Genomic DNA, 24,635 nt, shown 5'->3' with positions numbered 1-24,635 from the left:
AGATGAAAGAGATAGTAAAAAAAAGGGTGCTTATTCCCATTATCGCCATTGCCCTACTTATTGCAGGAAGTGGTTTTAAGGGCGATTTTTTTGAAATTGCCAAACAGATCGAAATTTTTACAACCCTGTTCAAAGAGCTGAACATGAACTATGTGGATGAAACCAATCCTGCGGAATTAATGGATACGGCAATTAAGAATATGTTGGAAGAGCTGGATCCCTATACCAAATTCCTTAATGAGCAAGACGTTGAATCCTTTAAAATAAATAATGCGGGCGAATATTCAGGTATTGGGGCGGTGGTACGGAGCTACAAGGATAAAATAGTTATTGTTGAACCTTACAAAGGTTATCCAGCAGATAAGGCTGGCCTTAAGGCCGGGGATGAAATTATTAAGATCGGTGACATTAACATTGCGGACATTACGGATGACGCCGATGAACTTTTAAAAGGGGCCAATAACACCAGTGTGGACATTACCTACCTTAGACAGGGAGAAACCAAATCTACAACGGTGAACAGGGAATCTATAGAAGTGGATGCCGTTCCCTATTACAAAATGATCAAAGGGAACACCGGTTATATTGTCTTGTCCAAATTTAATAAAAAAGCTTCTGAACAAACCAAGGAGGCACTCCTTAATTTGAAAAGCGATGGCGCCGAAAAAATTATTTTGGACCTAAGGGATAATCCTGGTGGTCTTTTGACCGAAGCCATTAATGTAACCAATCTTTTTATTCCAAAAGGAGAACTTGTGGTAACCACCAAGTCCAAGGTCAAAAAGTTCAACAGGGAATATAAAACTACCAAACAACCCGTAGATACAGAAATACCCTTGGTAGTATTGGTTAATGGCAGAAGTGCTTCGGCCAGTGAAATTGTTTCTGGAAGTCTACAGGATTTGGACCGGGCCGTTATTGTGGGTGCAAGAAGTTTTGGAAAAGGACTGGTACAACGCCCTTTAAAACTTACTTATGGTACCCAATTAAAGGTCACTATCTCCAGATATTATACAGCATCCGGAAGATGTATACAATCTTTGGATTATTGGAATAGGGATGAAAATGGAAATGCCGTTAAAAACACCCAATTCAGGGATTTTAAAACCAAAAATGGGCGAAAAGTCCAAGATGGTGGTGGTGTTTTACCAGACATAGAAATTGCTGCTGCCAAAACAAATACACTTACCCAGGCTTTATTATCGGACAATATTATTTTCGACTTCGCCACCGATTTCTATTATAATAACAAGATAGAGAATGTATTGGACTTCCATTTCAAGGATAGTGATTTTGACTCTTTCAAAACTTATATCTCCAAAAGTGATTTTGCTTTTGAGACCAAGGCGGAAAAAGCCCTAAAAGAGGCCATGTCCGGAGAAGACAGTACCATATTTGGCAATGAGGTCACGGAACAATATAAAGCGCTGCTGTTGGAGATGGATAAAAACAAACTTATGGCATTGGATAAATACAAAGCGGAAATCCAAAAGAATTTGGAAGATGAAATTCTTAAACGCTATTTCTACAGGGAAGGCCTTTATGATTACCATTTACAAAATGACGAAGCCATTAAAACTGCTACCGTTCTGTTAAATGACCATGGCAAATACGCCAATATTCTAAAATAACGGGATTCCGGCCAAATAGGGCCTCGGTATTGAAACTCTAAATCTTAAAGTAAACCTTCTTCTGATCCAAAAAGTAGGTAATATACCAAAACATAAAGAGCACAAACAAGGAGTTTATTACCAATATTAATCCTTCCTGTACGCCTAAGGGAGCCAAGATTCCTTCGGTAAAAATAAGACCAAAACCTCTGAACCATTGGGATCCTACTGTTTCCGCAAACAAATAAATAAAAATGGAATTGGTCCCCACGACAGAAAAGACCTTCAACCATGTGTTCTTGTGGTCCTTAATGTCTATCCACCAATAAAACAAAGCCAAGACCAACAAGGCCCACCCCCCTGAAGCCAAAACAAAAGAGGTTGTCGCTATTCTTTTAATTATAGGTGTTATACCCAGCAGATCCATCCCGTAGCCCAACAAAAGTAGGGCCGCTCCCCACATTAATAAGGGGTTTAACTTCTCCTTAGCGGATTTGTTGGAAAGTAATATTTGACCACATATTACACCCATTACCGTGTGTACGGCAGTAGGTAAAAAGTTGATGAAAACCCATCCCCCACCATTAATTTTACCCATTACCAACATATCTATCCAAGATCCAAAACTTTGTCCTTGATTATAAGGATCCTGTGGATTATAAACCCGGTAAAGGATTTCGGTCAGTATTAATATTCCAAGACAAATTATAATTTGGGTACGATGGGGAAGGTTCATTAAGGCGTAAGCAATAAGTATTGTAAAGGCCAATTGAACCAAAACGTTCCAGAGTTCCCAAACCAGTGCATGGCTATATACACAGTGCAGCAATACCCCAAAACTAAAGAGTAAAAAACACCTTCTTAAAATATGCCTGGTAGCGGCCTTTTTGTCTCCGGTAGCCAAACGTTTTCTCAATGAAAATGGCATTGCCACCCCCACAATAAACATAAAAAAAGGCTGGATAAGATCCCAAAACCGCAACCCGTTCCAAGGGTGATGGTGCAATTGTTCCGCCAAAGGATGAAAAAAGGTGTTGTTTTCTGTATAGTCTCCGAAACTACCATGAAACCCGGCAGCTTCCGCAATTAATAAAAACATGGTCAATCCCCGAAATACATCCAAGGAAAACAACCTCTTGGAAAGGTTGGTAGATTCGATTGTCATTTTGTAAGTGGTTGATTATTTTGGAATAACAATGTAGTGATTTTCTATATACATTCATAAAATATTATGAACGATGGCGCATTGTACAAACTCTATTTAAGGCCATTCCATTTTTTGCCCACTAAGAGAAATTTGGATGCCCCAACGTATGTCTTTGTAAGTAAACGGGCCTGTCATGGGATATTTATCTAAACAAAGATTTCGACACTATAATTCCATTACCTTTCTAATTAATTTTATTACTTTTCGCTTTTGAAACCCTCAAACCCATGAAAAACAAATTTTACTACTTATTAACCATATGTGTTTTTCTCTGCCTGGGATACAAACCTAAAGAGCCCAAAATTTTGATAATAGGCGACTCAATTTCCATAGGATATTTTTCAAAGGTAAAAGAAGCCCTGGCCTCTAAGGCAATAGTAGTGCACAATCCAGGAAATGCACAACATACCGGAACGGGATTGGAGAAAATTGGGGAATGGGTAGGTCAGGAAGATTGGGATATTATCCAATTTAATTGGGGCCTATGGGACCTTTGTTACAGGCATCCAGATTCCAAGGTATATGGAAATAGGGATAAAATTAAAGGAACCATAACCCATGACCTTCAAACCTATAAACACAATCTGGAAGAGTTGGTTAATTTCCTTAAGGCACATACCTCAGCAAAGTTAATCTTTGTAACTACCACCTATGTTCCTGTTAACGAGGCAGGAAGATTTTCTGAAGATGTAGCCAAATACAACGCAGTTGCAAAATCGGTAATGAAAAAAAACGGGGTTATTATCAATGATATCTACAAAAAATCCATTGCCATCCACCACAAAAATGGTTTGGGGGATAATGACGTACATTATAACAAGGAAGGATATAAGGAATTGGGAGAACTCATTGTTCCTGTGCTCAATAAATCCTTGAAAAAATTATCGTATAAATAAAAGGTATTAAACCTCAGGGCTAGCCTGTCTGCCGACAAAGGCAGGCCCTGAACCCAATAATAGGTATCGACCCTAGGGTAGAGGTATTGAACCTAGATCCCGCCGAAAAAGGCGGGATTAGTTCAACTTGCAATTTTAAGTGCGTCTTTCTGACTTCTCAAAATTGAGTTTCACTAATAAATCCTTGAAAAAGTTATCGTATAAATAAATATTATTTTAGCAAACCACTTAACTTTTGTTGAACTTGAATTGTTGAGGAATAGAAGGATCATATCCATGTCCGGGAATACAAGATTTTAGTACTCAGCAAAATAACACCAAAGTTCTTTAAAAATTAATTAATTTAAGCGATAAAACTACCACCAATGTCGCTTAAAACCAGAAAGCATTTATCAATAATAACCATTGCGGCCATTTGTTTATATGGTTGTAACCGTGATAATTCCCCCAAAACAGACTTCTATAAATACACCACTTGGAACTCTTATTTGGGCGGACCCGATCGCAACCATTACTCCACTCTATCACAAATTACCTTGGACAATGTAACACAGCTTAAGGTAGCCTGGTCCTACTCTGCCCCTGACAGCGGCCAAATGCAAATGAACCCCATTGTGGTGGACACAATCTTATACGGAGTTACGGCGGCCTTAAGGGCCGTGGCACTCGACGCCCGTACAGGAAGGGAAATTTGGCGATTTGGCGATTCACTAAATCTGGAGAATTCTACCAGTAGAGGTGTAGCATATTGGTCAAGGGACAAGGATAAACGTATTCTGTTTACCCAAGGTGCCCATCTTTTTGCCTTAGATGCCAGTACAGGAAAACCTATTTCCTCCTTCGGTGAAAATGGAAAAATTGATCTCCACTCTGGATTGCCAACAAGCGCCAAAAATAAATTTGTCGTCTCCAACACTCCAGGAACCATTTACACGGATTTAATTGTAATGCCTATTCGTCTTTCCGAAGGTAAGGGTGCGGCACCAGGCGATATCATGGCTTTTAATGTAATTACGGGGAAGCTGGAATGGGCATTCCATACCATACCCTATCCAGGAGAGCCCGGTAATGAAACATGGGAAGATCCGGATAGTTATAAAAGCGAAACTGTTGGTGCTGCCAACAACTGGGCCGGTATGTCTTTGGATGAAGAAACTGGAATCCTATACGTGCCAACAGGGTCTGCAGCTCCCGATTTTTATGGTGGCCAAAGAAGGGGTAGTAACCTATATGCCAATACTTTATTGGCTTTGGATGCACAAACGGGAAAACTCCTTTGGCATTATCAATTTACGCATCACGACTTATGGGATAGGGATCCACCAGCACCCCCTAACCTTTTAACTATTACAAGGGCAGGAGAGAAAATTCCTGCCGTGGCACAAGTAACCAAACAGGGATATGTCTTTCTTTTTAACAGGGCCACGGGAGAACCTTTATTTGATATAGAGGAATTACCAGTACCTAAATCCAATTTAAGGGGTGAAAAAACATGGGCAACCCAACCATTTCCAATAAAACCAAGGCCTTTTGCCAGGCAATCCAATCTTTTAACCGATAAAGACCTTAGTCCCTATGCCGAAAACAGGGAGGAATTATTGGCCCAGTTCAATGATGCGGATAAAAGAATTTATGCGCCTCCAAGTTTGGATCCGGTTCTCCTTTTACCAGGATATGACGGCGCTGCGGAATGGGGTGGTGCAGCAGCCGATCCAGATGAAGGTATTATTTACATAAACTCCAATGAAATGGCCTGGTTTCTTCAAATGAAAAAAGACAGCTTGGATACAAGCCTGCCATTGGGAAAACGTACCTATAACAAATATTGCGTTGTATGCCATCAAAAAGACCGAAAAGGTCTCGTGGCAAGTGGCTATCCATCCCTTGTAAACCTAAAATCGACCCATGGCAAAGAAACTGTTGCCCGGACCATAAAAAAAGGAAAGGGCATGATGACAGGTTTTCCCCAACTTGAAAAAGCGGAAATGGACGCTTTGCTTCAATTCCTGTATGGAGAAGAGATTAAACAAACTATTGCCGAGAACGAAACTAAACCTATAGAAACCACCTATAAGCATACCGGCTACAAAAAATTCTTGGACAGCAATGGACTACCGGCCATTTCCCCGCCATGGGGCACATTGCATGCCATTAACCTAAATAGTGGTGATTACCTTTGGTCTGTTCCATTTGGGGAAACCATGACTCTCAAAGAGAAGGGCTTTCCACAGACAGGCTGCGAGAATTACGGAGGCCCCGTTGTCACCAAAAACGGATTATTGTTTATAGGGGCCACAAAAGATGGGTATTTTAGAGCTTTCAATAAAAAGAACGGTAAGTTACTGTGGGAATACAAACTCCCCGCACCAGCATTTGCAACCCCTGCCATGTATGAAGTAAATGGCAAGCAATATATTGCCATAGCCTGTGGTGGAGATAAATTAGGAACCGAAAAAGGAAACCAAATTATGGCTTTTGCTTTGGAATAAACGATTACTAAATTGTATAAACAAAAAATATGAACAAATTAAAAACCCTTGTTGTAGGGTGTGGAAATATGGGAATTTCCCATGCTAGGGCCTATCACCATCTTCCTGAATTTGAAATTGTGGGACTGGTAAGCCGCAAACCTCAAAGTAGGGAAAAGTTATCCCAGGAATTGGGAGGCTTGCCAACCTATGCCAGTTTTGATACAGCCTTGACCGACTCCAAACCAGATGTGGTGTCTATTAATACCTATCCGGATACCCATGCCGACTATGTTAGGAAAAGTCTAAATGCAGGTGCCCATGTTTTTGTTGAAAAACCACTGGCCCTCACGGTAGAGGAGGCAGAAGAATTAGTGGCTTTGGCAAACGCAAAAAACAGGAAAATGGTAGTGGGCTATATACTTAGGGTACATCCGTCATGGACCAAGTTTGTTGAGGTTGCCCGTACCCTTGGGAAACCCTTGGTAATGCGAATGAACTTAAACCAACAAAGTTCTGGGAATATGTGGTATACCCATAAACAGTTGATGAATTCCATGTCGCCCATAGTGGATTGTGGTGTTCACTATGTAGATATTATGTGTTTAATGACCCAATCCAAACCCATTAGTGTTAGTGCCATTGGCGTTAATTTGAGCAATGAAATTGATGCTAAAATGTACAACTATGGTCAATTGCAGGTGCGTTTTAAAGATGGTTCGGTAGGATGGTACGAGGCCGGATGGGGGCCTATGATGAGCGAAACGGCTGTTTTTATCAAGGATGTGATTGGCCCAAAAGGAGCTGTTTCCATTTCGGACAAACCCAAAGATAGTTCACAGGATATAGAGGGGCATACTAAAACAGGAAGTCTACAGCTTCATTACAGCGAATTAAACAAAGATGGTGATTTTGCAAAGAAAGACATCTTTATAAAAACCGAAGGAGAGCCGGATCATGACGGACTTTGTTTATTGGAACAGAAGTATTTATTGAATGCCATTGTTAACGACCACGATCTTTCATCCCATTTATTGGATGCTATCAATAGCCTAAAAATCGTATTGGCAGCCGACGAATCGGTAAGAACTGGAAAAACTGTTATACTTTAATTAAATATCTTAAAAAAATGAGAAATTCTAAAAATTCATAACAATTAGTTATATTTAATTCCGAATTGGATTATAGAATACAAGGCCAGGGAAAAGGCTTTGATCTACATAAAGACCAACCAATAAATAATACAAACGATTTCCAATATACCCAACAAGAGCCCGTAGGATTTATAAATACATTATGAAGGAACAGCTTATTATTGAAAAGATTGAACTTTTTAAAGTCCCGCCAAGATGGCTTTTTGTTAAAGTGACCACCAAAGAAGGAGTTATTGGATGGGGCGAACCCGTTGTGGAAGGGAAAGCAGATACGGTTGCCGCCTGCGTAATGGAACTCCAGCAATACCTCATTGGGAAGTCGGCCTCAAATATTGAAGACATATGGCAAATACTCTATCGTGGAGGGTTTTACCGTGGTGGTCCCATACTTATGAGTGCCATTTCAGGTATAGATCAGGCACTTTGGGATATAAAGGGAAAATCTCTTGGTGTTCCTGTCTACGATTTATTGGGAGGGGCCGTACGCCATAAAATGAAAATGTACTGCTGGATCGGTGGAGACCATCCAGAGGTATTATTGGAACAGGCGCACGAAAAGGTAAAGGAAGGTTTCCAAGCGGTTAAAATGAACGCTACTGGCGGCATGGACTGGATTTCAACCTTAAAGGATGTAAAACAGGTATCCAATAACATACGATTATTAAGAGAGGAATTTGGAAACGATTTGGACATAGGTCTGGATTTTCATGGCCGGGTACATAAAGGCATGGTAAAAAGGCTCATAGATGAGCTTGCCCCTTATGAACCCATGTTTATTGAAGAACCGGTACTTAGTGAAAACAATGATGCCTTAAGACATATCTATACTTATACCAGCATCCCTATTGCTACTGGGGAGCGGATGTTTTCGCGCTGGGATTTTAAAAAAATTCTGGAAGAAGGCGTGGTAGATATTATACAACCAGACCTTAGTCACGCCGGGGGTATTTCCGAGGTTAGGAGAATAGCAACTTTGGCCGAAGCCTATGATGTAGCATTGGCCCCCCACTGTCCGTTGGGACCCATTTCCCTGGCTTCTGCCTTACATGTCGACTTTGTCTCCGCCAATGCCTTTATACAGGAAAACAGCATAGGAATCCATTATAACCAAGGATTTGATTTATTGGACTATGTTCTGAATCCAGAAATTTTTGATATCAAAGATGGATATATTGATCTATTTGAAAAGCCTGGATTGGGAGTTGAAATGAACGAAGAAAAATTAAGGGAAGCTCAAAAAATTGGCCACAATTGGTCCAACCCTATATGGCGCGGACCCGATGGAAACTTTACCGAATGGTAAGTAAAACTATTTAATAACACCAATAACCAACCAAACAACCATGACTTACCTTATCGCCTTAGTACTGTCCCTTGCCTTATTGATCATAGGCATCATCAAATTTAAAGTGCATCCCTTTTTTGTGCTCCTTTTCTCTGCCATTGCCTACGGCTTTATGACGGGTATGGAAATAGAGGCCATCATCAGTTCCATAAATAATGGTTTTGGGGATATTATGGGTAAAATAGGGCTCATAATCTTATTTGGGGTTACCATAGGCAAGGTTTTGGAAAAATCTGGTGGCGCTTTTGTCATCGCCACCAAAATTTTACAACTAATAGGTGCAAAATCCATCCACCTGGCCATGCTCCTTACAGGGTATATACTTTCAATTCCAGTATTTGCCGATAGTGCACTTTTAATAATGAATCCATTAAACAAGGTGCTTTCCTCCAAGGCAGGTGTTTCCTTTGCTGGAACCACTGCAGCCCTGGCATTGGGATTAACAGCTTCACATACCATGGTGCCACCTACCCCTGGACCTATTGCCGCTGCCGGTATTTTGGGGGCAGATTTGGGAAGTGTTATGATTTGGGGCTTGATTATCAGTAGTATTTCATTAATAGCCTGTTATTTCTTTGCAACCAAATTCGCATCCCGAATCCATGTTCCTATAGTCCTCGAGCCTGTGACTACCAAGCAGGAACAACCGGCCCTATGGAAGTCTTTATTGGCCATTGTAATCCCTATTGTACTCATTATCCTTAAGTCGGTCATGGATTATCCAGAATTCACTTTTCAACCATCTATATTTAAAACAATTATATCATTTTTGGGAACTCCTGTAATTGCCCTTTTGGTAGGGGTCTTATTGTCCCTTGTTTTACCGAAAAAGTTAGACGAAAAGATTTTCTCCTCCACGGGTTGGTTTGGAGAATCCTTAAGGGAGGCCGCCCCTATTATTTTCATTACCGGGGCTGGCGGTATTTTTGGAAAAATGTTGCAAAACTCGGGCATTGCCGATACCATCACCTCAGAATTTACGGGAATGGAATTAGGTTTGTTCCTGCCTTTTCTATTGGCAGCCTGTCTTAAGACCACCCAGGGATCCTCAACTGTGGCCTTGGTAACCACCGCATCCATCATAGCCCCGTTAATGCCAGCTTTGGGCCTTAACGACCCCTTCATGGCTACTATGACCGTTTTATCTATAGGTGCAGGAGCCTCAGTAGTTTCACATGTAAACGACAGTTTTTTTTGGGTTCTTACCCAGCTCACAGGAATGAACGTTAAGCAAGGTTATCAAATTCAATCGGCCGGCACATTCGTACTTGGGGGCACAGCTATGACCGTCATTACTATAATTGTTAAAATAATGCACTAAAATGAAAAACTTGATATATACAATTACAGCTGCCATTCTACTTTTTGGGACCTCCTGTAAAGAGACCGGTAAAAATACAATACCCATAGCAACTAATGCTTCTGAATTTTCCATTGAAATACTGGATGATGAAGCTCTTCAAATTATTGATCCGAAATCTAAAATTGAAATTCTCGCCAGTGGCTTTGCCTGGACCGAGGGACCTTTGTGGATAAAAGAAGGCAATTATTTATTATTCTCAGATATCCCAAATAACAAAATCTATAAGTTGGATCCAAAAAACAACGATACAATCACCTACTTGCATCCCTCAGGATTTTCAGGAACCGATTTTACTGGTGAAGAACCGGGTTCCAATGGTCTATTGCTTAGTAAAGAGGGTGAATTGGTTCTTTTACAACACGGGAATCGCCAAATAGCCAAAATGAATGGACCGCTAAGTTCTCCTTTATCTGACTTTACTACCCTTGTTGATTCCTATATGGGAAAGAAATTGAACAGCCCTAATGATGGCATATTCGACAAAAATGGCAACCTCTATTTTACCGATCCTGCCTATGGACTTCCGAAAAGAATGGATGATGAAGCCAAAGAATTGGATTTTCAAGGGATTTATTGCCTTATGGCTAGCGGGGAATTAATATTGCTCGACTCTATATCCCGTCCCAACGGAATTGGAATATCACCGGATGGAAATGTCCTTTACGTTGCCAATTCGGATCCGGAACATGCCGCGTGGTACCAATATAACCTTCCAAAACCTGGAAAAGTAAGCGGTAAAAAGCTTTTTTATGAGGTAACTCATCTAATTGGAAAAGAAGGTCAACAAGGGCTGCCCGACGGATTAAAAATAAACAATAGTGGAATCTTATTTGCCACTGGACCCGGTGGTGTTTGGATCTTTAATGCTAATGGGAAAGTTTTGGCAAGAATACATACTGGACAGGCTACGGCCAACTGTGCTTTTGATACAGATCAGAAAAGACTCTATATGACCGCAGATGACTTTTTAATGGCCGTGGACCTAAAATAAGTCCACATTAGTCCTTAAAAACAGGGGTTTTTGCCAGTTCTATCAATCCGTCCTTAGATTCCTTAAGATAGCGATTGGATCGTAAATATCTATTGAAGTTATACGCATCAAAATTTGGAGCTTCTTTGTCCATACTACTTATATGCACCCTTCCTGCAGAATGGATAAATTCATTGTTACCTATCCACATCCCAACATGGATTACACGTTCCTTGGTGGTATCTGTTGCCGGTTTTCCAAAAAACAATAAATCTCCTGGCTCCAACTTCCCAAAATCCCTAACCGCATCTATCTCCTTTCCTGTATGTATTTGCTGGGAAGCATCCCTTGGTAGAACAATTCCGTTTAAAAAATAAATGGTTTTGGTAAATCCACTACAATCCACTCCTTTGGTAGAGGTGCCCCCCCACAAATAAGGGACGCCCATTAAGGTTTTGGAAGTACTCACCAAGGATTCCTGATTGGGATCCAATGCTGCCAGCCAACGGTCATAATCCATGGCCTCGGTTTTGGGAACATAAGCCTTTCTTCCATCCGGATAAAGCACATAATAAAAATCCTTTTCCTCTCCTATACGCTCCAATACACCTCCGGCAACCATATCGGATATGACTTGGGTATCCTTACTAGGCGCTGTATAGGAATGGCCAATAGTATTCGTATATATAACTTTTGGCGTTGATTTCCAATCCGTATATTTTTCCGTTGATAATGGCATTATTCCCCCACTATCTACCCAGGACAAATACTTATCAGGAGTCTGAATCAAATACCAACTATCTTCTACCTTTAAAATCTTGACAGGGGTTCCCAAAGTAGCCTGTGTAACCAATTCCGCCGAATGGGCGGGCCTTCCACGTAAATTAGCCACGGATATAGTAATAAGACCTTGGGTAAAACCATTTAAATTGGAGGATGGCAATAATTGAATGCTATCTAAATAATATATATTTTTCCCTGCCAGTTTTTGCTTAAAGCTGGCAACCGCCTCAGGTAGGTTGGACTCTCCCTTAAGAATGGTTTCATTTCCTTCCCTACTGTATTCTATGTTAAACAGGGCGACCCTTTTGTCCGGGGCAAATTCCTGTTTTATATCGTCCATCACAGCAGTGATGGTAAGCTTATCCTTATCCACCCTTTGTTCGCAGGAAATGAATAGAAAGACAGTTGCAATAAATATAAAAACTATTCCTTTTCGATGGCAATTCATATAAAACATCTATGATTGTTAATACAAAATTTTATTTGAAACTTGGAAAATTATAAAAATTTAAGGAATACATCAGTAGCGCAGTTGCCAAATTTAATTTTATAATTTCCTTTTTTTGTATTGCACTCCCCCAAAGAAATACTCTGTAAGAGGGTCCCGGACATATACTTGGCCTTATGATTTAATAAAAGGTATTACACCTCAGGGCAGGCCTATCTGCCGAAAAAGGCGGGATTAGTTCAACTTGCAATTTTAAGTACGTCTTACTGACTTCCCAAAATTGAGTTTCACTAATAAAAGGCTTTCCACACCAGCACCTTCTAAAACGAAAACTACTTTAAATTTTCCCATCCAACTTAATCCACCACGACCAATTACAATTCTCCATTCCATTTTATATCATTTCCACAAAGCACATTAATTTGTTAAAATCTATTTAAATATCTGTTAATCAGCGTATTTATTTGCTTTTAATCGATTTTTTTTCGTAAATTACGATTATGATAAAAACTGAAAAATCAGCAAATGAGGAGTTCATAAAGAAGTCCATTTCCCACTTGGAAGCGCACGGTTTTGAAAAAATCAAGGCGGATATTGAAGGTTATGACTGTCCTAAGTCCTATTTAAAAAAAGGTAGCGACACCAAAATTACCCCTGATATTGTGGCTTTAAAAAATGGTAAAAAATACTATTTCGAGATTAGTTTAAAATCCGACAGGCCATTGTTATTAAAATCCAAATGGTTGTTTTTGGATACCCTAAGCCGAATGAATTCCAATCGTTTTAAAATTATCACTACTAAAGGACATTATAAATTTACCGATAATATGTTGGAGGATATCAATCTAAGTGATAAAACACCTATTAAAATATAAATTGGAACAGTAAAATCGAATAGATCGGGAGCTGTATTTTACAGCTCTTTTTTTTGTATCAAATTGATAAAAATAATATTGGGTAGACCTTCAATAAATTTAATCCTTGACCATGCCTATGTGGGGTATACCATCCTCTAAATACTCCTCCCCAACCATATTAAAACCAAGGCTAGTATAGAACTTTTTTAAATATTTCTGGGCAGAAATGTGTATGGTGCCAACACCAAAATTTTTATGAATTGCTTCTATGGAAGCCTGCATTATTTCAAAGCCATATCCATACTGACGTTCTGATTTCCGTACCACTACCCTACCGATACTTGCTTCCTTGAAATAATCCCCGGGTTTAAATACTCTGGTATAGGCCACAATTTTTCCGTCTACATTTCCTATTATATGAAGGGCAAGCTGATCTCTACCATCCATGTCCTGGTATACACAATCTTGTTCCACTACAAACACTTCGCTACGCAATTGCAACACACTATATAAGTCCGATACATCAAGATCTTGGAATCTTTTTATTTCAATTTTCATACTCTATATACGGCCTATTATATTAGTAGTATTTTATTTTAAAAGGGATAGTTATTTACCACGGATATATCAGGATTAAAAAATAAAATAAAACCAAGCGAAAAAAGTAAATTATATATTGCTCCGGATAAATACTGATTATGAATAAATATTTTACTTACAGGGTATTTTCTCTATCCTTCTTTCGTGCCGACCTCCTTCAAAGGATGTATTTAGAAATGTTTTCACCATTTCCAAGGCCTGTGGCAAAGAAATAAATCTGGCAGGTAGACTTAATATATTGGCATCATTGTGTTCCTTGGCCAATTGTACTATTTCATTTGTCCAACATAAGGCTGCCCTAATTTTTTGATGTTTATTAGCCGTCATAGAGGCCCCATTACCACTCCCACAAATAATAATTCCCAAATCTGCATTACCCGCCTCCACTTCATTGGCTACCGGATGCACAAAATCTGCATAATCAACACTACCGGATCCATCGGTACCATGGTTTATTACTTCTATACCCATTGATTTCAATAATCCAATAATGGCAAGTTTATATTCTGTACCTGCATGATCATTACCTATAGCTATTTTCATTGTATAAGGATGGTTATTAATGAATAAAGTAAAATAAAAATTGCGGATAATAAGTACTTATATTCACACAAATGTACAAATACCAATGGTTTCACCACAGAAACCAGGTTATTAACAACATAAATTTTAATAAAACTGAAAAACCTTGTTATTTAGTCGTTTACTAACAATGAGTCATTGTTAACAAACTACTTATAAAAAGTAAATATTAAATTTTTATTATCCACCTTAATTTTGCTTTACAAAATGTTATCGTAAATGAATAATTTACTTCTTAGATTCTTATAGAAAGATATTAAATATTTAAAAGAAGTAATTAACACTCAGGTAACATTAACTTTTCAATAATTTTATGTTCATATGGGTTGTCAACAAATATTAATAACCCATTTAAACGCTTGATTTGTAACCTTTATTAACTTTATAAATTGTCAATAAACTTATTTAATGGTTTAAAGCAAGTTTAAAGGTAAAATTTTATATCCACTATAAACAAGCCATTATAATCACCATTTTATTTTAAATTTTAGAAAAAAGAAAATATATATATAATATAAATGTTGATAACAAAAATTATAAAAGAAGAGAGTAACTTAAAATTGTAATCTAAGGACAATGGATTATAATTCGTAATTTTCCAAAAATAAAAGTGTTAATGTCAAAGAATAACAAGAGAAACAAAAATCAAAGAAAAAACGAAATAACAAGAGGTATTTTTACTGTTCTTGAAAAAGAGCCGGAAAAATCGTTTAACTATAAACAAATTGCAGCCAAAATAGGAGTTGTAGAAGCCAATGATAGGAACACCCTTATTAAAAGATTGGTAGAATTAAAGGAAAAGAAAAGAATATTGGAGGAGGGCAGAGGTTTATACAAAGCTGTGGCTTCCACAAAGACCTATCATACCGGAACCGTTGATATAACGGGAAGGGGCAATGCATATATTGTGGTTGAAGGTCTGGATGATGATGTTTTTGTTCCTTTCAATAAATTAAAAAAGGCTTTTCATAGGGATGTAGTGGAGGTCTATATTTTTCCTAGAAGAAAGGGAAAAAAATTAGAGGGGGAAATTACAAAAATTGTTTCCAGGGATAAGACTTCCTTTGTAGGGATTGTTGATATGCAAAAGGATTTTGCCTTTGTGCGGCCAACGGATTATAGAATGTATACCGATATTTTTGTTCCAAAGAACAAATTTTCCACGGCAGTGGATGGCGATAAGGTAATTGTTGAAATAAATGAATGGCCGGATAATGCTGATTCTCCTTTTGGAACCATTACCCAAGTATTGGGTAAACCAGGGGAACACAATACTGAAATACATTCCATTTTAGCACAATATGGTTTACCTTATGAGTTTCCTGTGGAGGTAGATATGTTTGCCAATACATTGGATACCAGTATAAAAGAGGAAGAAATAGCTAAAAGAAGGGACCTTAGGGAAACTTTAACTTTTACTATTGATCCCAAGGATGCCAAAGATTTTGATGATGCCCTTTCCTTTAAGAAATTGGAAAATGGCAATTTTGAAATTGGAATCCATATTGCAGATGTTTCCCATTATTTACAACCTGATACTATCTTGGATGAAGAAGCCTATAACAGGGCAACTTCAGTGTATTTGGTAGACAGGGTTGTACCTATGTTACCAGAAGTATTATCCAATAATGCCTGTTCCCTCCGTCCAAATGAAGAAAAATATACGTTTTCGGCCATTTTTGAATTGGATGAAAACACCGTTATAAAGAATGAATGGTTCGGTAGAACCGTAATTAATTCCGATGAACGATTTGCATATGAAGAGGCACAACATATTATAGAGAGTGGGCAGGGATCAATTCCTTCGGAAATATCCATAAGGGAAGATGCTTATAACGTTAGTGATGAGGTGGTGGAAGCCACCTTGACCATGGATCGACTGGCCAAGATAATGAGGGATAAACGTATGGAACAAGGCGCAATTTCTTTCGATAAAATTGAAGTACGTTTTAATCTCAATGAAAAAATGGAGCCTCAAGGGGTTTATTTTAAGGAGTCTAAGGATGCCAATAAACTTATAGAAGAGTTTATGTTATTGGCCAATAGAAGGGTAGCACAGTTTATTGGAAAGCAAAAGCCGGTTAAAACCTTTGTTTATAGGGTACATGATGAACCCAACGAGGATAAATTAATGGCTTTAAATGGTATAATATCGCGTTTTGGGCATAAGCTTGATTTTAAGGATAAGAAGTCCATTAGTAATTCCTTGAACCAACTATTGGAAGATGTAAAAGGGAAGAAGGAACAAAACTTAGTGGATACTTTGGCCATACGAAGTATGAGCAAGGCAATTTATACGGTAGAGAATATTGGCCATTATGGTTTAGCCTTTGATTACTATACGCATTTTACCTCGCCTATTAGAAGATATCCGGATGTAATGGTACACCGGTTATTACAGCATTATTTGGATGGGGGGGAGACCCCGAAGGCGGAACCCTATGAAATAAAATGTAAGCATTCTTCCGATATGGAAAGTTTGGCGTCAAATGCTGAACGCGATTCCATAAAATATATGCAGATAAAATTTATGGAAGATCATCAGGATCAAGAATTTGCAGGTGTAATTTCAGGGGTTACGGAATGGGGACTTTATGTTGAGATCATTGAGAATAAGTGCGAAGGAATGGTAAGGATTAGTGATATAAAGGATGATTATTATACCTTTGATGAAAAGGAGTATGCCATAGTTGGTGAAAAAACCAAGAAAACCTATCAATTGGGAGATGAAGTTATTGTAATGGTTAAAAGTACAGATTTAATAAAGCGCCATTTGGATTTTTCCTTGATTGGAAAAAATGTCTAAATTTTTGTTTTGGAACGGAATTTGTTTAACTGAACTGGATTAGTTAATAAAACGTTGCCATTTCATAAATATGTTATACGGAATTAGTCCGGAAAAATGTTTTTTGGTTAATAATAATTGGTCAAAAAACTATAGCTCTAAGATAATGGATCAGAAATTAATAGTAGTACTTTTGTTATTGGTTGCTACCCAATCACTAAGGTCGCAAAACGAAAAGGTAACTCAAAATTTACAGCCGTTCAAAGAAGTCAAGGCTTTTGATGGATTGTCCGTGAACCTTATAAAATCCGATGTTAACAAGGCCGTAATAACTGGTGCCAATACTAACAATGTTGCTATTGTAAACAATGACGGTGTTCTTAAGATTAGAATGGAAGTAACTAAACTATTTAGTGGCTATAGAACCTTTGTAGATATCCATTATACTGAAAAACTTGTTGTTATTGATACGAACGAAGACGCCAGGATTTCGTCCAAGGAGCCCATTAAGCAAGACATATTGGAATTGAAGGCTCAGGAAGGTGGAGAGTTGATTATCAGTGCCCAAGTAGATCAAATGCTTATAAAAAGTGTAACTGGAGGTATTATTTCTGCTTCGGGATCTTCCAACATTCAAGATGTTCAAATAAATACAGGAGGTGTTTATAAGGGTAAGGATTTCAAAACTAAATTTAGTACTATTAATGTAAATGCCGGTTCAAGGGCGGAAGTATTTGCAAGTGATTATGTAAAGGCTGCCGTAAAGGCCGGTGGTGAAGTTATGGTGTATGGAAATCCAGCAAAAATGGAAGAGAAAACGGTTTTTGGAGGAAAGATTACCAGAATGTAAGTTATAAAGTTTTATGATCGAAGATATTCAGGCAGCGATTCCATTGGGCTTATTATTGAGCTTTATGATAGGGCCTGTTTTTTTCGTACTTCTTGAAACTAGTGCCCTTAAAGGGTTTAGAGCTGCACTTTGTTTTGATGTGGGTGTAATTGTTGCCGATGTTGTTTTTATTTCCTTAGCCTATTTTAGTAGTTTTCAATTGTTGGAAAATCTTAGTAATCATCCTGGACTTTATGTTTTTGGAGGGACCATTCTATTGGTTTATGGGCTTAGCAATGTATTTAAGAAAGAGTCTGTTAAACAGGAAAATGAAATAAGGATTACCAAGGGAGATTATTTTAGTTTGTGCATCAAGGGATTCTTGCTAAATTTTATAAATATTGGTGTTTTGGTATTTTGGTTGGGTATTATAATTGTAGTTGGGCCTAGCTTGGATAATGATCCCAATAGAATAATAATTTTCTTTTCCGCTATGATAGGGGCCTATTTTGTTACGGATATCTTTAAAATTTTATTGGCCAAACAATTGCGCAGAAAGTTGACCAAAAGAAGAATTCTTCTAGTAAAAAAAGGAATTGGCATTGTCCTGGTTATTTGTGGCATTGTTCTGATTATAAAAGGTTTTCTCCCTAAAGATCAATTGAATATTGAAAAAGGAATAGAACTTATAAAGTAGTTAAACAAAAGTATTGAGGAACCAGGGCTTGTAATATAAATGTTTCTCAATAACCCGTCCTATTCGTATATGATCAAATAATGCATTAATAATGGTTATGAAAATTATATATGGACAATTATTGGTGAGCTTATTATTTCTTGGTATGGTTTAACTTACCCAAAGTATTGATACTCTGTTTAGTCTCTTTCACCACAAATTTTTATACTGACATCCTTAAGATGATAATACTACCTTAAATTGCAAGGAAAGCTTGGGTATATAATCCCGTTTTGGGGTATAAAAGGATCAATCCTAAAAGTTGTGTGTGAATTAAAAAAGATATAGTTTACTATCTCAAGTTTGTGTCCTGTTCATTTTTTGCATCGCCCAAATGCGTAGCATTCATGAATACCATTAAAAATCAATAGACCAGCCGATGAATAAAAAACGACCAGGGCCGAATAACCAAGGTACGGTGTACCTTGGTTAGGAGGAGCCAGCTGTAGCCATGGCCAAGCTAATTTTAAATTTCTTTAAATCTACGCAATTTCCACAGCCGCGCCGTCCAGGCCGCTTTCACTATGGTGAAATGCTCTTTGGACGGCTACCTGAACCCAATGTGGAAACCACTTGATTTAATACGAAATCGAAGATTCACGAAAACCTATAAAAAACAATAATAACCACTTAAGTAAATTGAAAATAGGCCGGTCCTTACGTTGCGTCAACCTTGATGTGGGGATAAGTCATTTTCCGTTATTAAAAACCTTTGACATTGCCCTCAAGGTCTATGGTTTGGTCGTTCTTCTTCCGTCGTGGAGATGGCATGGCCGTTAAGAATTATTGAAGCCTTGGAAATAATTTAGGCCATGGCATCGGTCCTTAAAATCCAGAGATTTTAGAGACCACCTAGCGAAGAAAGGTCTTTTCTCCTGCCTGCCGGAAGGCAGGTTTGTTTAGCTCATGGCTGGTTATTTTCCTAATTATGTATTCGTGAACCTGCGGTTTCGTTTTATTCATTGCTTGCTTATTTTGTAATAAGGTATTCATGAACCTCCTGCGTCGGTTTCATTGGACAAGCAAAGAAATCGAAGATTCACGAAATCCGATAAAAAACAATAAAAACCACTTGAGTAAAATGAAAGAATAATTTAAACATTGGTTTTACTAAATTGCTCCTATTAATAAAAACTATTTATCAAAAAAAACACGACTGATCAAATTAATCCCTTTTTTTCATAAACACAAAAATTGGTCATGATCCAAATTCTGTTCGTTGTAACGTTATAAGTTAGCGGGAGCTATTAACATCAATTTGCGTATTGGTAAAAGAAAAAACCTTCATCTGTTAAGATGAAGGTTTTGGAGGCATCGAGCGGATTCGAACCGCTGTACAAGCTTTTGCAGAGCTCTGCCTAGCCACTCGGCCACAATGCCTATTTGCTGTGCAAAGGTAATACTTTTTTTATCTTACAAAAACTAAAAGTTTTATCTTTTGGATTTAAGTATTATGGTCACTTCTTGGACATCACCACCAATAGGTGGATTTATTTTTGAGACAGCAACTTTCACTTTTTTAGCGATGGAAATTTCTACAAATATTCTATTTAGAATTCGCTGTGCCACATGTTCCAATAGTTTGGAAGGAATAGACATTTCTTCCTTTACTATAGAATTTATATGTACGTAGTCAACCGTTTCCGATAATTCATCGGTTTGTGATGCTTTTTTTAAATCGGCATCCACTTCCACATTTACTAGGTAATCGCTTCCAATAAGAGTCTCTTCCTTAAGACAACCATGATTGGCATAAATTTTAATATTGCGTACCCTTATTTTTCCCAACACATCAATAATTTGTACAAAATTAAATCAATCCAAGTTTAAAAGAATGGATTTTACAAATAATTTAGCGTTCAAGTCGCCTATACTAAGACATTTGGTTAATAGGTACATCTACAATTACTGATACCCTGAAATAGGTCTACCCCAATGGTTACTACGTGGGTACCGGTACTATAGCCCAATATTTCATTAAGAATGATCTGATAGGAATATCCGAAATAGAAATTACTTTTTTTAAGACCGGCCAAAGGAGCAATGTATAATGGCCGTCCTATTTGATCGTTTAAAAAACGGTAGGTAACACCAGCATAATAGTAATCCTCAAAATCATACCATCTAAATTTTAGATTTAAATCGGCTTCCGATCTACCGTCACTTTCAAATATTTTGTACAAAAGGGAGGGTTCTATTTCCATATTGCTATTTCTGGATTTCTTATATCGGTATCCAGTATAGGCATAGAAGTTTCTAAGTTTGTTGGGTTCAAAGATGGGATCGAAAATATAAACATCCTTATTGATGACGTTGGAGGCATTTACACTGAAATAAAAGGAATTTTTTCTGTATAAAAGACCTACGTCGAAGTTATGGTTGGAGGTTGATCTATCATCGGTTACACCTGGATCAAAACCGGCATCTATAAATTCTTCTACGTCCAGTCTAAATTGATTGAAATTATAGGAGATACCAAATGATAAAAATTCGTCCTCATAGCGATCTAAAGTTAAATGGTGGGCAAAGGATATTCGTGCACCTTGTTGTTTTGTGTATCCGTTGGAATCGTTGTATAAAAACAATCCTATTCCCGATTTTTCCCCTAACCTCATATCGGCAGCCAAGGATTGGGTTCTAGGTGCATCCTTAATTCCAACCCATTGGGCAAGTCCGTTCAACCTAATTTTTACATGATCACCAATACCCGCATATGTTGGGGATAATACAAAAGGATTGTCTGCCAAATATTGTGAAAGCTGGGGTGAATTAAGTTCTTGGGCACTAGTGATCAAGGTACTTAAAAACAACACAAAAGTTAATAGTTTACTGCGCATTGTATTTATGGTTAAGTTTTTTATCGATATAATGTAAAATGTCCAACAAATTCCCTATCATCCTCTTCTCCTTTGAGTTTTATGACATACCAGTAATCTCCGGTTGGAAGTTCGGTATTATGGTATAGTCCATCCCATCCTTGGTCATTGAGACCCATTCTGTAAACCTCCCTACCATAACGGTCAAATATTATGGTTAGTATTTTTGGGAAGCCTTCTTGATTTTTAGGGCTCCAGAAATCATTTTGTCCATCACCATCAGGGGTGAAGAAATTTGGGATTTCAATATCAATGAATTCCATAAAGATTTCTGCGATGGCCTCACAGCCATTCTGGTCCACTACCCTTACGATGTGGGTTTTTGTTTCGGTTATGTAATGGGTATTATCCGTACCATTGTCCTTATCATTAAAATAGAAGGTGTACTCCTGTTGTCCACCAGTGGCAACAGCTGTAATTTCGTTTATGTTCCCGGGTTCCAGGGTAAGAACCAAGGGTTCAAAGTTCTCTATTTCAAAATCTATGGTCAGTACACAACCATTGGCATGTGCTATTGAAATATAATGGTTTCCAGGTGCAATATTGGTAAAATTGGGTTCCAAGACCATGTCATTGGGATCGGTGGAGTCCAATGCATACATTACATCCGGGGCAACCGTTGGATCTTCAAGTACCAGATCAATGAAATTGTTGGGGGTGTTACCCGTACATTCATATATTGGTGTAGCGGTAGCATTTAAGTTTACTCCGGGATCAATGGTTACAGCCATGTTGATCATACATCCCTGTGCATCCTTAACGAAGATGGCATAAGTTCCGGCAGCCAAATTGGTAAACATGGTTCTGTCCATGACAAAATCGCTATCTGTAGTAGAGTTTATACTAGTACTATAGGGTGCGGTTCCTCCGGAAATACTTAAGGAAATAGTTCCATCCTCACTACCTATACATATTTCGGGTGTGGTAGTAGGCACTGCAGTTATAATGGCAGGTTCTGTTATCGTATATCTCAATTGCTCAAAACATCCATTTATATCCTGGGCAATAACGGTATAGTTTCCTGGAGCCAGATCGGTAAATGTATTTACCGTATCAAATTTGTCCAAGTTGGGTGAAATGGCATATTGATATCCACCAGAACCACCACTTAAGGAAACGGTTATACTACCGTCATTGGCCCCGTTACAGGTGACATCCATAAAGGAATCGTCCACCACCAGCGGTGTCGGTTCCGTTATTCTATTTTCGTTGGATACCACAACACAGTCATCACTAGTAACCCTAACCCAATAACTGCCTACCGTAAGGTTACTAAATTGACGGCTTGTTTGTGGTCCTGCAATACTATTGGTCAAAGCAGCATCCGTGAACAGTTCATAACGATAATTACCCAATCCACCATCTGCCTTTGCAATCAATATAGCGGTGTTGTCACCGCTACAGTTAATAACTGCTGCGGAGGTATCCATAGTAACGGTTAAAGGCAGTATAGGATCTTCTTTGATTTCATTTGAAAGTATGGATTTACATCCAAAGGAGTCCCTTACAAAATAACGGTAGCTACCTGCTGCTACGGTGAAGGTATGGGTATTTCCGCCGCTCATTGGGAAATAGTTATTTCCGTCCAAGCTATATTCATAAGGACCTGTTCCTCCATAGGCCGTTAACAACAATTCTGCGTCGTTTAAGCAAGTTAATGGACTTGTTCTTATTAAAGAGGCATAAACTTCGGTAGGATCTATTATAGTGGCCTGTACGGTTTCAATATCACATCCCCAACTATCGGATACGGTAATGGTATAGATACCGGATTTCAGGTTGTTGAATATTGGACTAAATTGTCCTCCAGAGGTATATTCAATGTTAGTGCCTGTGGCATCATAAACATTTAATTGGTACTGGTATATACCTTCACCCCCGGCTATATTTATAGCAGTCAATGTTCCATCACTATCTCCGTAACAATCCAAAGTTGTGGATAGTGGTGTGATATCTGCCGTAATAGGTGCCGGTTGTACCAAGGTTTCAAAATCATTTAGGATACAACCATTGGCATCGGTAATCTGTACGGTGTAATTCCCGGCAGAAAGGTCGTTGAATACCTTCACATTAACAGCAGTGGCATTGTATACCTGTGAGGTTGTGGTATTGGTAAGTACAATATCATACGGACCATAACCTCCGCTTGGGTCTACTATTATTTCACCTTTATCATTGGAACAGGTAACGTTGGCTATTTGATCAACAACGGCAGTCAGTGCCCTATCTGGAGAAATAATTTTTACAGTATTGGAATTTTCATGACACATAGGAACATTGGTCTCTGTTACCCTTACATAATAATTCCCCCCTGTTAGTCCGTTAATTATCAATGGGTTCGCCGAGGTGTTGGCCGATCCCGTAATGGCGGTAGCAATACCTGTACTGGTATATACCGTATAATCATAAGGACCTGAATAGCCGCTTACATTTATCTGCAGGGAACCATTATTATCTCCAAAACAGGTTACAGGAGTAATTGCTGTAGCACTCACCTTGATTAGATCGTAAGGAGCTATTGTGTATGTGGCGGTATCTACATAACATCCGGTAGTGGTATCGGTAACCCTAAAGGTATAACTTCCCACAGCGGTCAAATTAAAGGTGGCACTGTTATAGGTTGGAGTTCCTGTTTGGGTAGCATTGGTATTACCAACGGGTAATAACTGATAGCTATAAACATTGGCCCCATTTCCATTGTCATTTACGGTTATGGTTACTTCCTCCGGTCCTGCGCATGATATTGCAGCATCCTGGGTCAGGGTAGCCGTAAACTTGTTCAAGGCACTAATGTTCACTGTGGTTACATCTGTACATCCGTTATCGTCCTTAATAGTAACCGTAATAGTTCTATCAGACCCGTTATCGGTTATATTAAATGTATTTGAAGTAAAGAAGTTCACCCCGTTTATACTATAGGTATATGGAGCTGTACCTCCTGTTCCTACAGCGGTTATCACAGCCTGGGATGCCTGATTATTGGCATTACAGGCAAAAGTGGTAGCAGTAGCGGTTACGTCCACTGGAGTAGGTTCATCAATGGTTACGGTCTGCAAGGTAAAGCAACCCCTATCCGAGGTAACGGTAATGTCGTATGTACCTGCGGTCAGGCCAGTGAAAAGGCTT

18 protein-coding genes and 1 tRNA gene are annotated in these 24,635 nt (G+C 38.5%); 11 read left to right on the top strand and 8 right to left on the bottom strand.

Going from position 1 to position 24,635, the window contains the following annotated elements; genetic code table 11:
• Window positions 1-2: 2 nt before the first annotated feature.
• Window positions 3-1,631, top strand: coding sequence for a S41 family peptidase (locus C7972_RS11330; protein WP_110356280.1), 1,629 nt, complete (start codon window positions 3-5; stop codon window positions 1,629-1,631).
• A 37-nt stretch (window positions 1,632-1,668) separates the two neighbouring features.
• Here the strand turns inward: C7972_RS11330 and C7972_RS11325 are convergent, their stop codons facing one another.
• Complete coding sequence (locus C7972_RS11325; protein ID WP_110356279.1) at window positions 1,669-2,775, bottom strand: acyltransferase family protein; 1,107 nt, start codon at window positions 2,773-2,775, stop codon at window positions 1,669-1,671.
• Window positions 2,776-3,044: 269 nt separating this feature from the next.
• Between C7972_RS11325 and C7972_RS11320 the strand changes: the two genes are divergently transcribed.
• From C7972_RS11320 to C7972_RS11295, 6 genes are all read left to right on the top strand, one after another.
• The gene (locus tag C7972_RS11320; protein WP_110356278.1) at window positions 3,045-3,713 is read left to right on the top strand and encodes an SGNH/GDSL hydrolase family protein; all 669 of its coding nucleotides are present in this window, start codon (window positions 3,045-3,047) and stop codon (window positions 3,711-3,713) included.
• A 365-nt stretch (window positions 3,714-4,078) separates the two neighbouring features.
• Window positions 4,079-6,202 (top strand): PQQ-binding-like beta-propeller repeat protein, encoded by a 2,124-nt coding sequence (locus tag C7972_RS11315; protein ID WP_110356277.1) that lies wholly within the window; start codon window positions 4,079-4,081, stop codon window positions 6,200-6,202.
• A gap of 29 nt (window positions 6,203-6,231) precedes the next feature.
• Window positions 6,232-7,293, top strand: coding sequence for a Gfo/Idh/MocA family protein (locus tag C7972_RS11310; RefSeq protein WP_110356276.1), 1,062 nt, complete (start codon window positions 6,232-6,234; stop codon window positions 7,291-7,293).
• Between the two features lie 184 nt (window positions 7,294-7,477).
• Window positions 7,478-8,638: a galactonate dehydratase gene (dgoD, locus tag C7972_RS11305; RefSeq protein WP_110356275.1), complete on the top strand. Its 1,161-nt coding sequence runs from the start codon at window positions 7,478-7,480 to the stop codon at window positions 8,636-8,638.
• Window positions 8,639-8,678: 40 nt separating this feature from the next.
• Window positions 8,679-10,001, top strand: a complete 1,323-nt coding sequence (locus C7972_RS11300) for a GntP family permease (RefSeq protein ID WP_110356274.1) — start codon at window positions 8,679-8,681, stop codon at window positions 9,999-10,001.
• A 1-nt stretch (window position 10,002) separates the two neighbouring features.
• Complete coding sequence (locus C7972_RS11295) at window positions 10,003-11,034, top strand: SMP-30/gluconolactonase/LRE family protein (RefSeq protein ID WP_110356273.1); 1,032 nt, start codon at window positions 10,003-10,005, stop codon at window positions 11,032-11,034.
• A 7-nt stretch (window positions 11,035-11,041) separates the two neighbouring features.
• Here the strand turns inward: C7972_RS11295 and C7972_RS11290 are convergent, their stop codons facing one another.
• The gene (locus tag C7972_RS11290) at window positions 11,042-12,244 is read right to left on the bottom strand and encodes an SH3 domain-containing C40 family peptidase (protein WP_110356314.1); all 1,203 of its coding nucleotides are present in this window, start codon (window positions 12,242-12,244) and stop codon (window positions 11,042-11,044) included.
• Window positions 12,245-12,744: 500 nt separating this feature from the next.
• Here C7972_RS11290 and C7972_RS11285 point away from each other — a divergent pair, with 500 nt between their 5' ends.
• Entirely contained in the window at window positions 12,745-13,119 is a 375-nt protein-coding gene (locus C7972_RS11285; protein WP_110356272.1) for a hypothetical protein, read from the top strand.
• 99 nt (window positions 13,120-13,218) lie between these two features.
• On the opposite strand, the gene C7972_RS11280 is transcribed toward C7972_RS11285, so the two are convergent.
• Together C7972_RS11280 and C7972_RS11275 are read right to left on the bottom strand one after the other, a co-directional pair.
• Window positions 13,219-13,659, bottom strand: a complete 441-nt coding sequence (locus tag C7972_RS11280) for a GNAT family N-acetyltransferase (RefSeq protein ID WP_110356271.1) — start codon at window positions 13,657-13,659, stop codon at window positions 13,219-13,221.
• Between the two features lie 153 nt (window positions 13,660-13,812).
• Window positions 13,813-14,244, bottom strand: a complete 432-nt coding sequence (locus tag C7972_RS11275) for an RpiB/LacA/LacB family sugar-phosphate isomerase (RefSeq protein WP_110356270.1) — start codon at window positions 14,242-14,244, stop codon at window positions 13,813-13,815.
• A gap of 655 nt (window positions 14,245-14,899) precedes the next feature.
• Here C7972_RS11275 and rnr point away from each other — a divergent pair.
• The 3 genes from rnr to C7972_RS11260 all read left to right on the top strand — a co-directional run bounded on the left by rnr (window position 14,900) and on the right by C7972_RS11260 (window position 18,594).
• A complete protein-coding gene (rnr, locus tag C7972_RS11270) occupies window positions 14,900-17,089 on the top strand; it encodes a ribonuclease R (RefSeq protein WP_110356269.1) in 2,190 nt (729 codons plus the stop codon).
• 145 nt (window positions 17,090-17,234) lie between these two features.
• A complete protein-coding gene (locus C7972_RS11265; RefSeq protein ID WP_110356313.1) occupies window positions 17,235-17,918 on the top strand; it encodes a head GIN domain-containing protein in 684 nt (227 codons plus the stop codon).
• A gap of 13 nt (window positions 17,919-17,931) precedes the next feature.
• Window positions 17,932-18,594: a LysE family translocator gene (locus C7972_RS11260; RefSeq protein WP_110356268.1), complete on the top strand. Its 663-nt coding sequence runs from the start codon at window positions 17,932-17,934 to the stop codon at window positions 18,592-18,594.
• A 1,345-nt stretch (window positions 18,595-19,939) separates the two neighbouring features.
• On the opposite strand, the gene C7972_RS11255 is transcribed toward C7972_RS11260, so the two are convergent.
• The 4 genes from C7972_RS11255 to C7972_RS23790 all read right to left on the bottom strand — a co-directional run.
• Window positions 19,940-20,013, bottom strand: a tRNA-Cys gene (locus C7972_RS11255).
• Between the two features lie 51 nt (window positions 20,014-20,064).
• Complete coding sequence (folB, locus tag C7972_RS11250; RefSeq protein WP_110356312.1) at window positions 20,065-20,421, bottom strand: dihydroneopterin aldolase; 357 nt, start codon at window positions 20,419-20,421, stop codon at window positions 20,065-20,067.
• Between the two features lie 98 nt (window positions 20,422-20,519).
• The gene (locus C7972_RS11245) at window positions 20,520-21,470 is read right to left on the bottom strand and encodes a type IX secretion system membrane protein PorP/SprF (RefSeq protein WP_110356267.1); all 951 of its coding nucleotides are present in this window, start codon (window positions 21,468-21,470) and stop codon (window positions 20,520-20,522) included.
• A 20-nt stretch (window positions 21,471-21,490) separates the two neighbouring features.
• Window positions 21,491-24,635, bottom strand: a 3,145-nt coding sequence (locus C7972_RS23790) for a T9SS type B sorting domain-containing protein (RefSeq protein WP_181422859.1), incomplete at its 5' end; no start/stop codon positions are given.

This window comes from Arenibacter sp. ARW7G5Y1, from assembly GCF_003201775.1.
In the GTDB taxonomy this organism is placed as follows: domain Bacteria; phylum Bacteroidota; class Bacteroidia; order Flavobacteriales; family Flavobacteriaceae; genus Arenibacter.
Note: the sequence above shows the minus strand (reverse complement) of the source record. Positions and strands in the feature narration are given on the sequence as shown.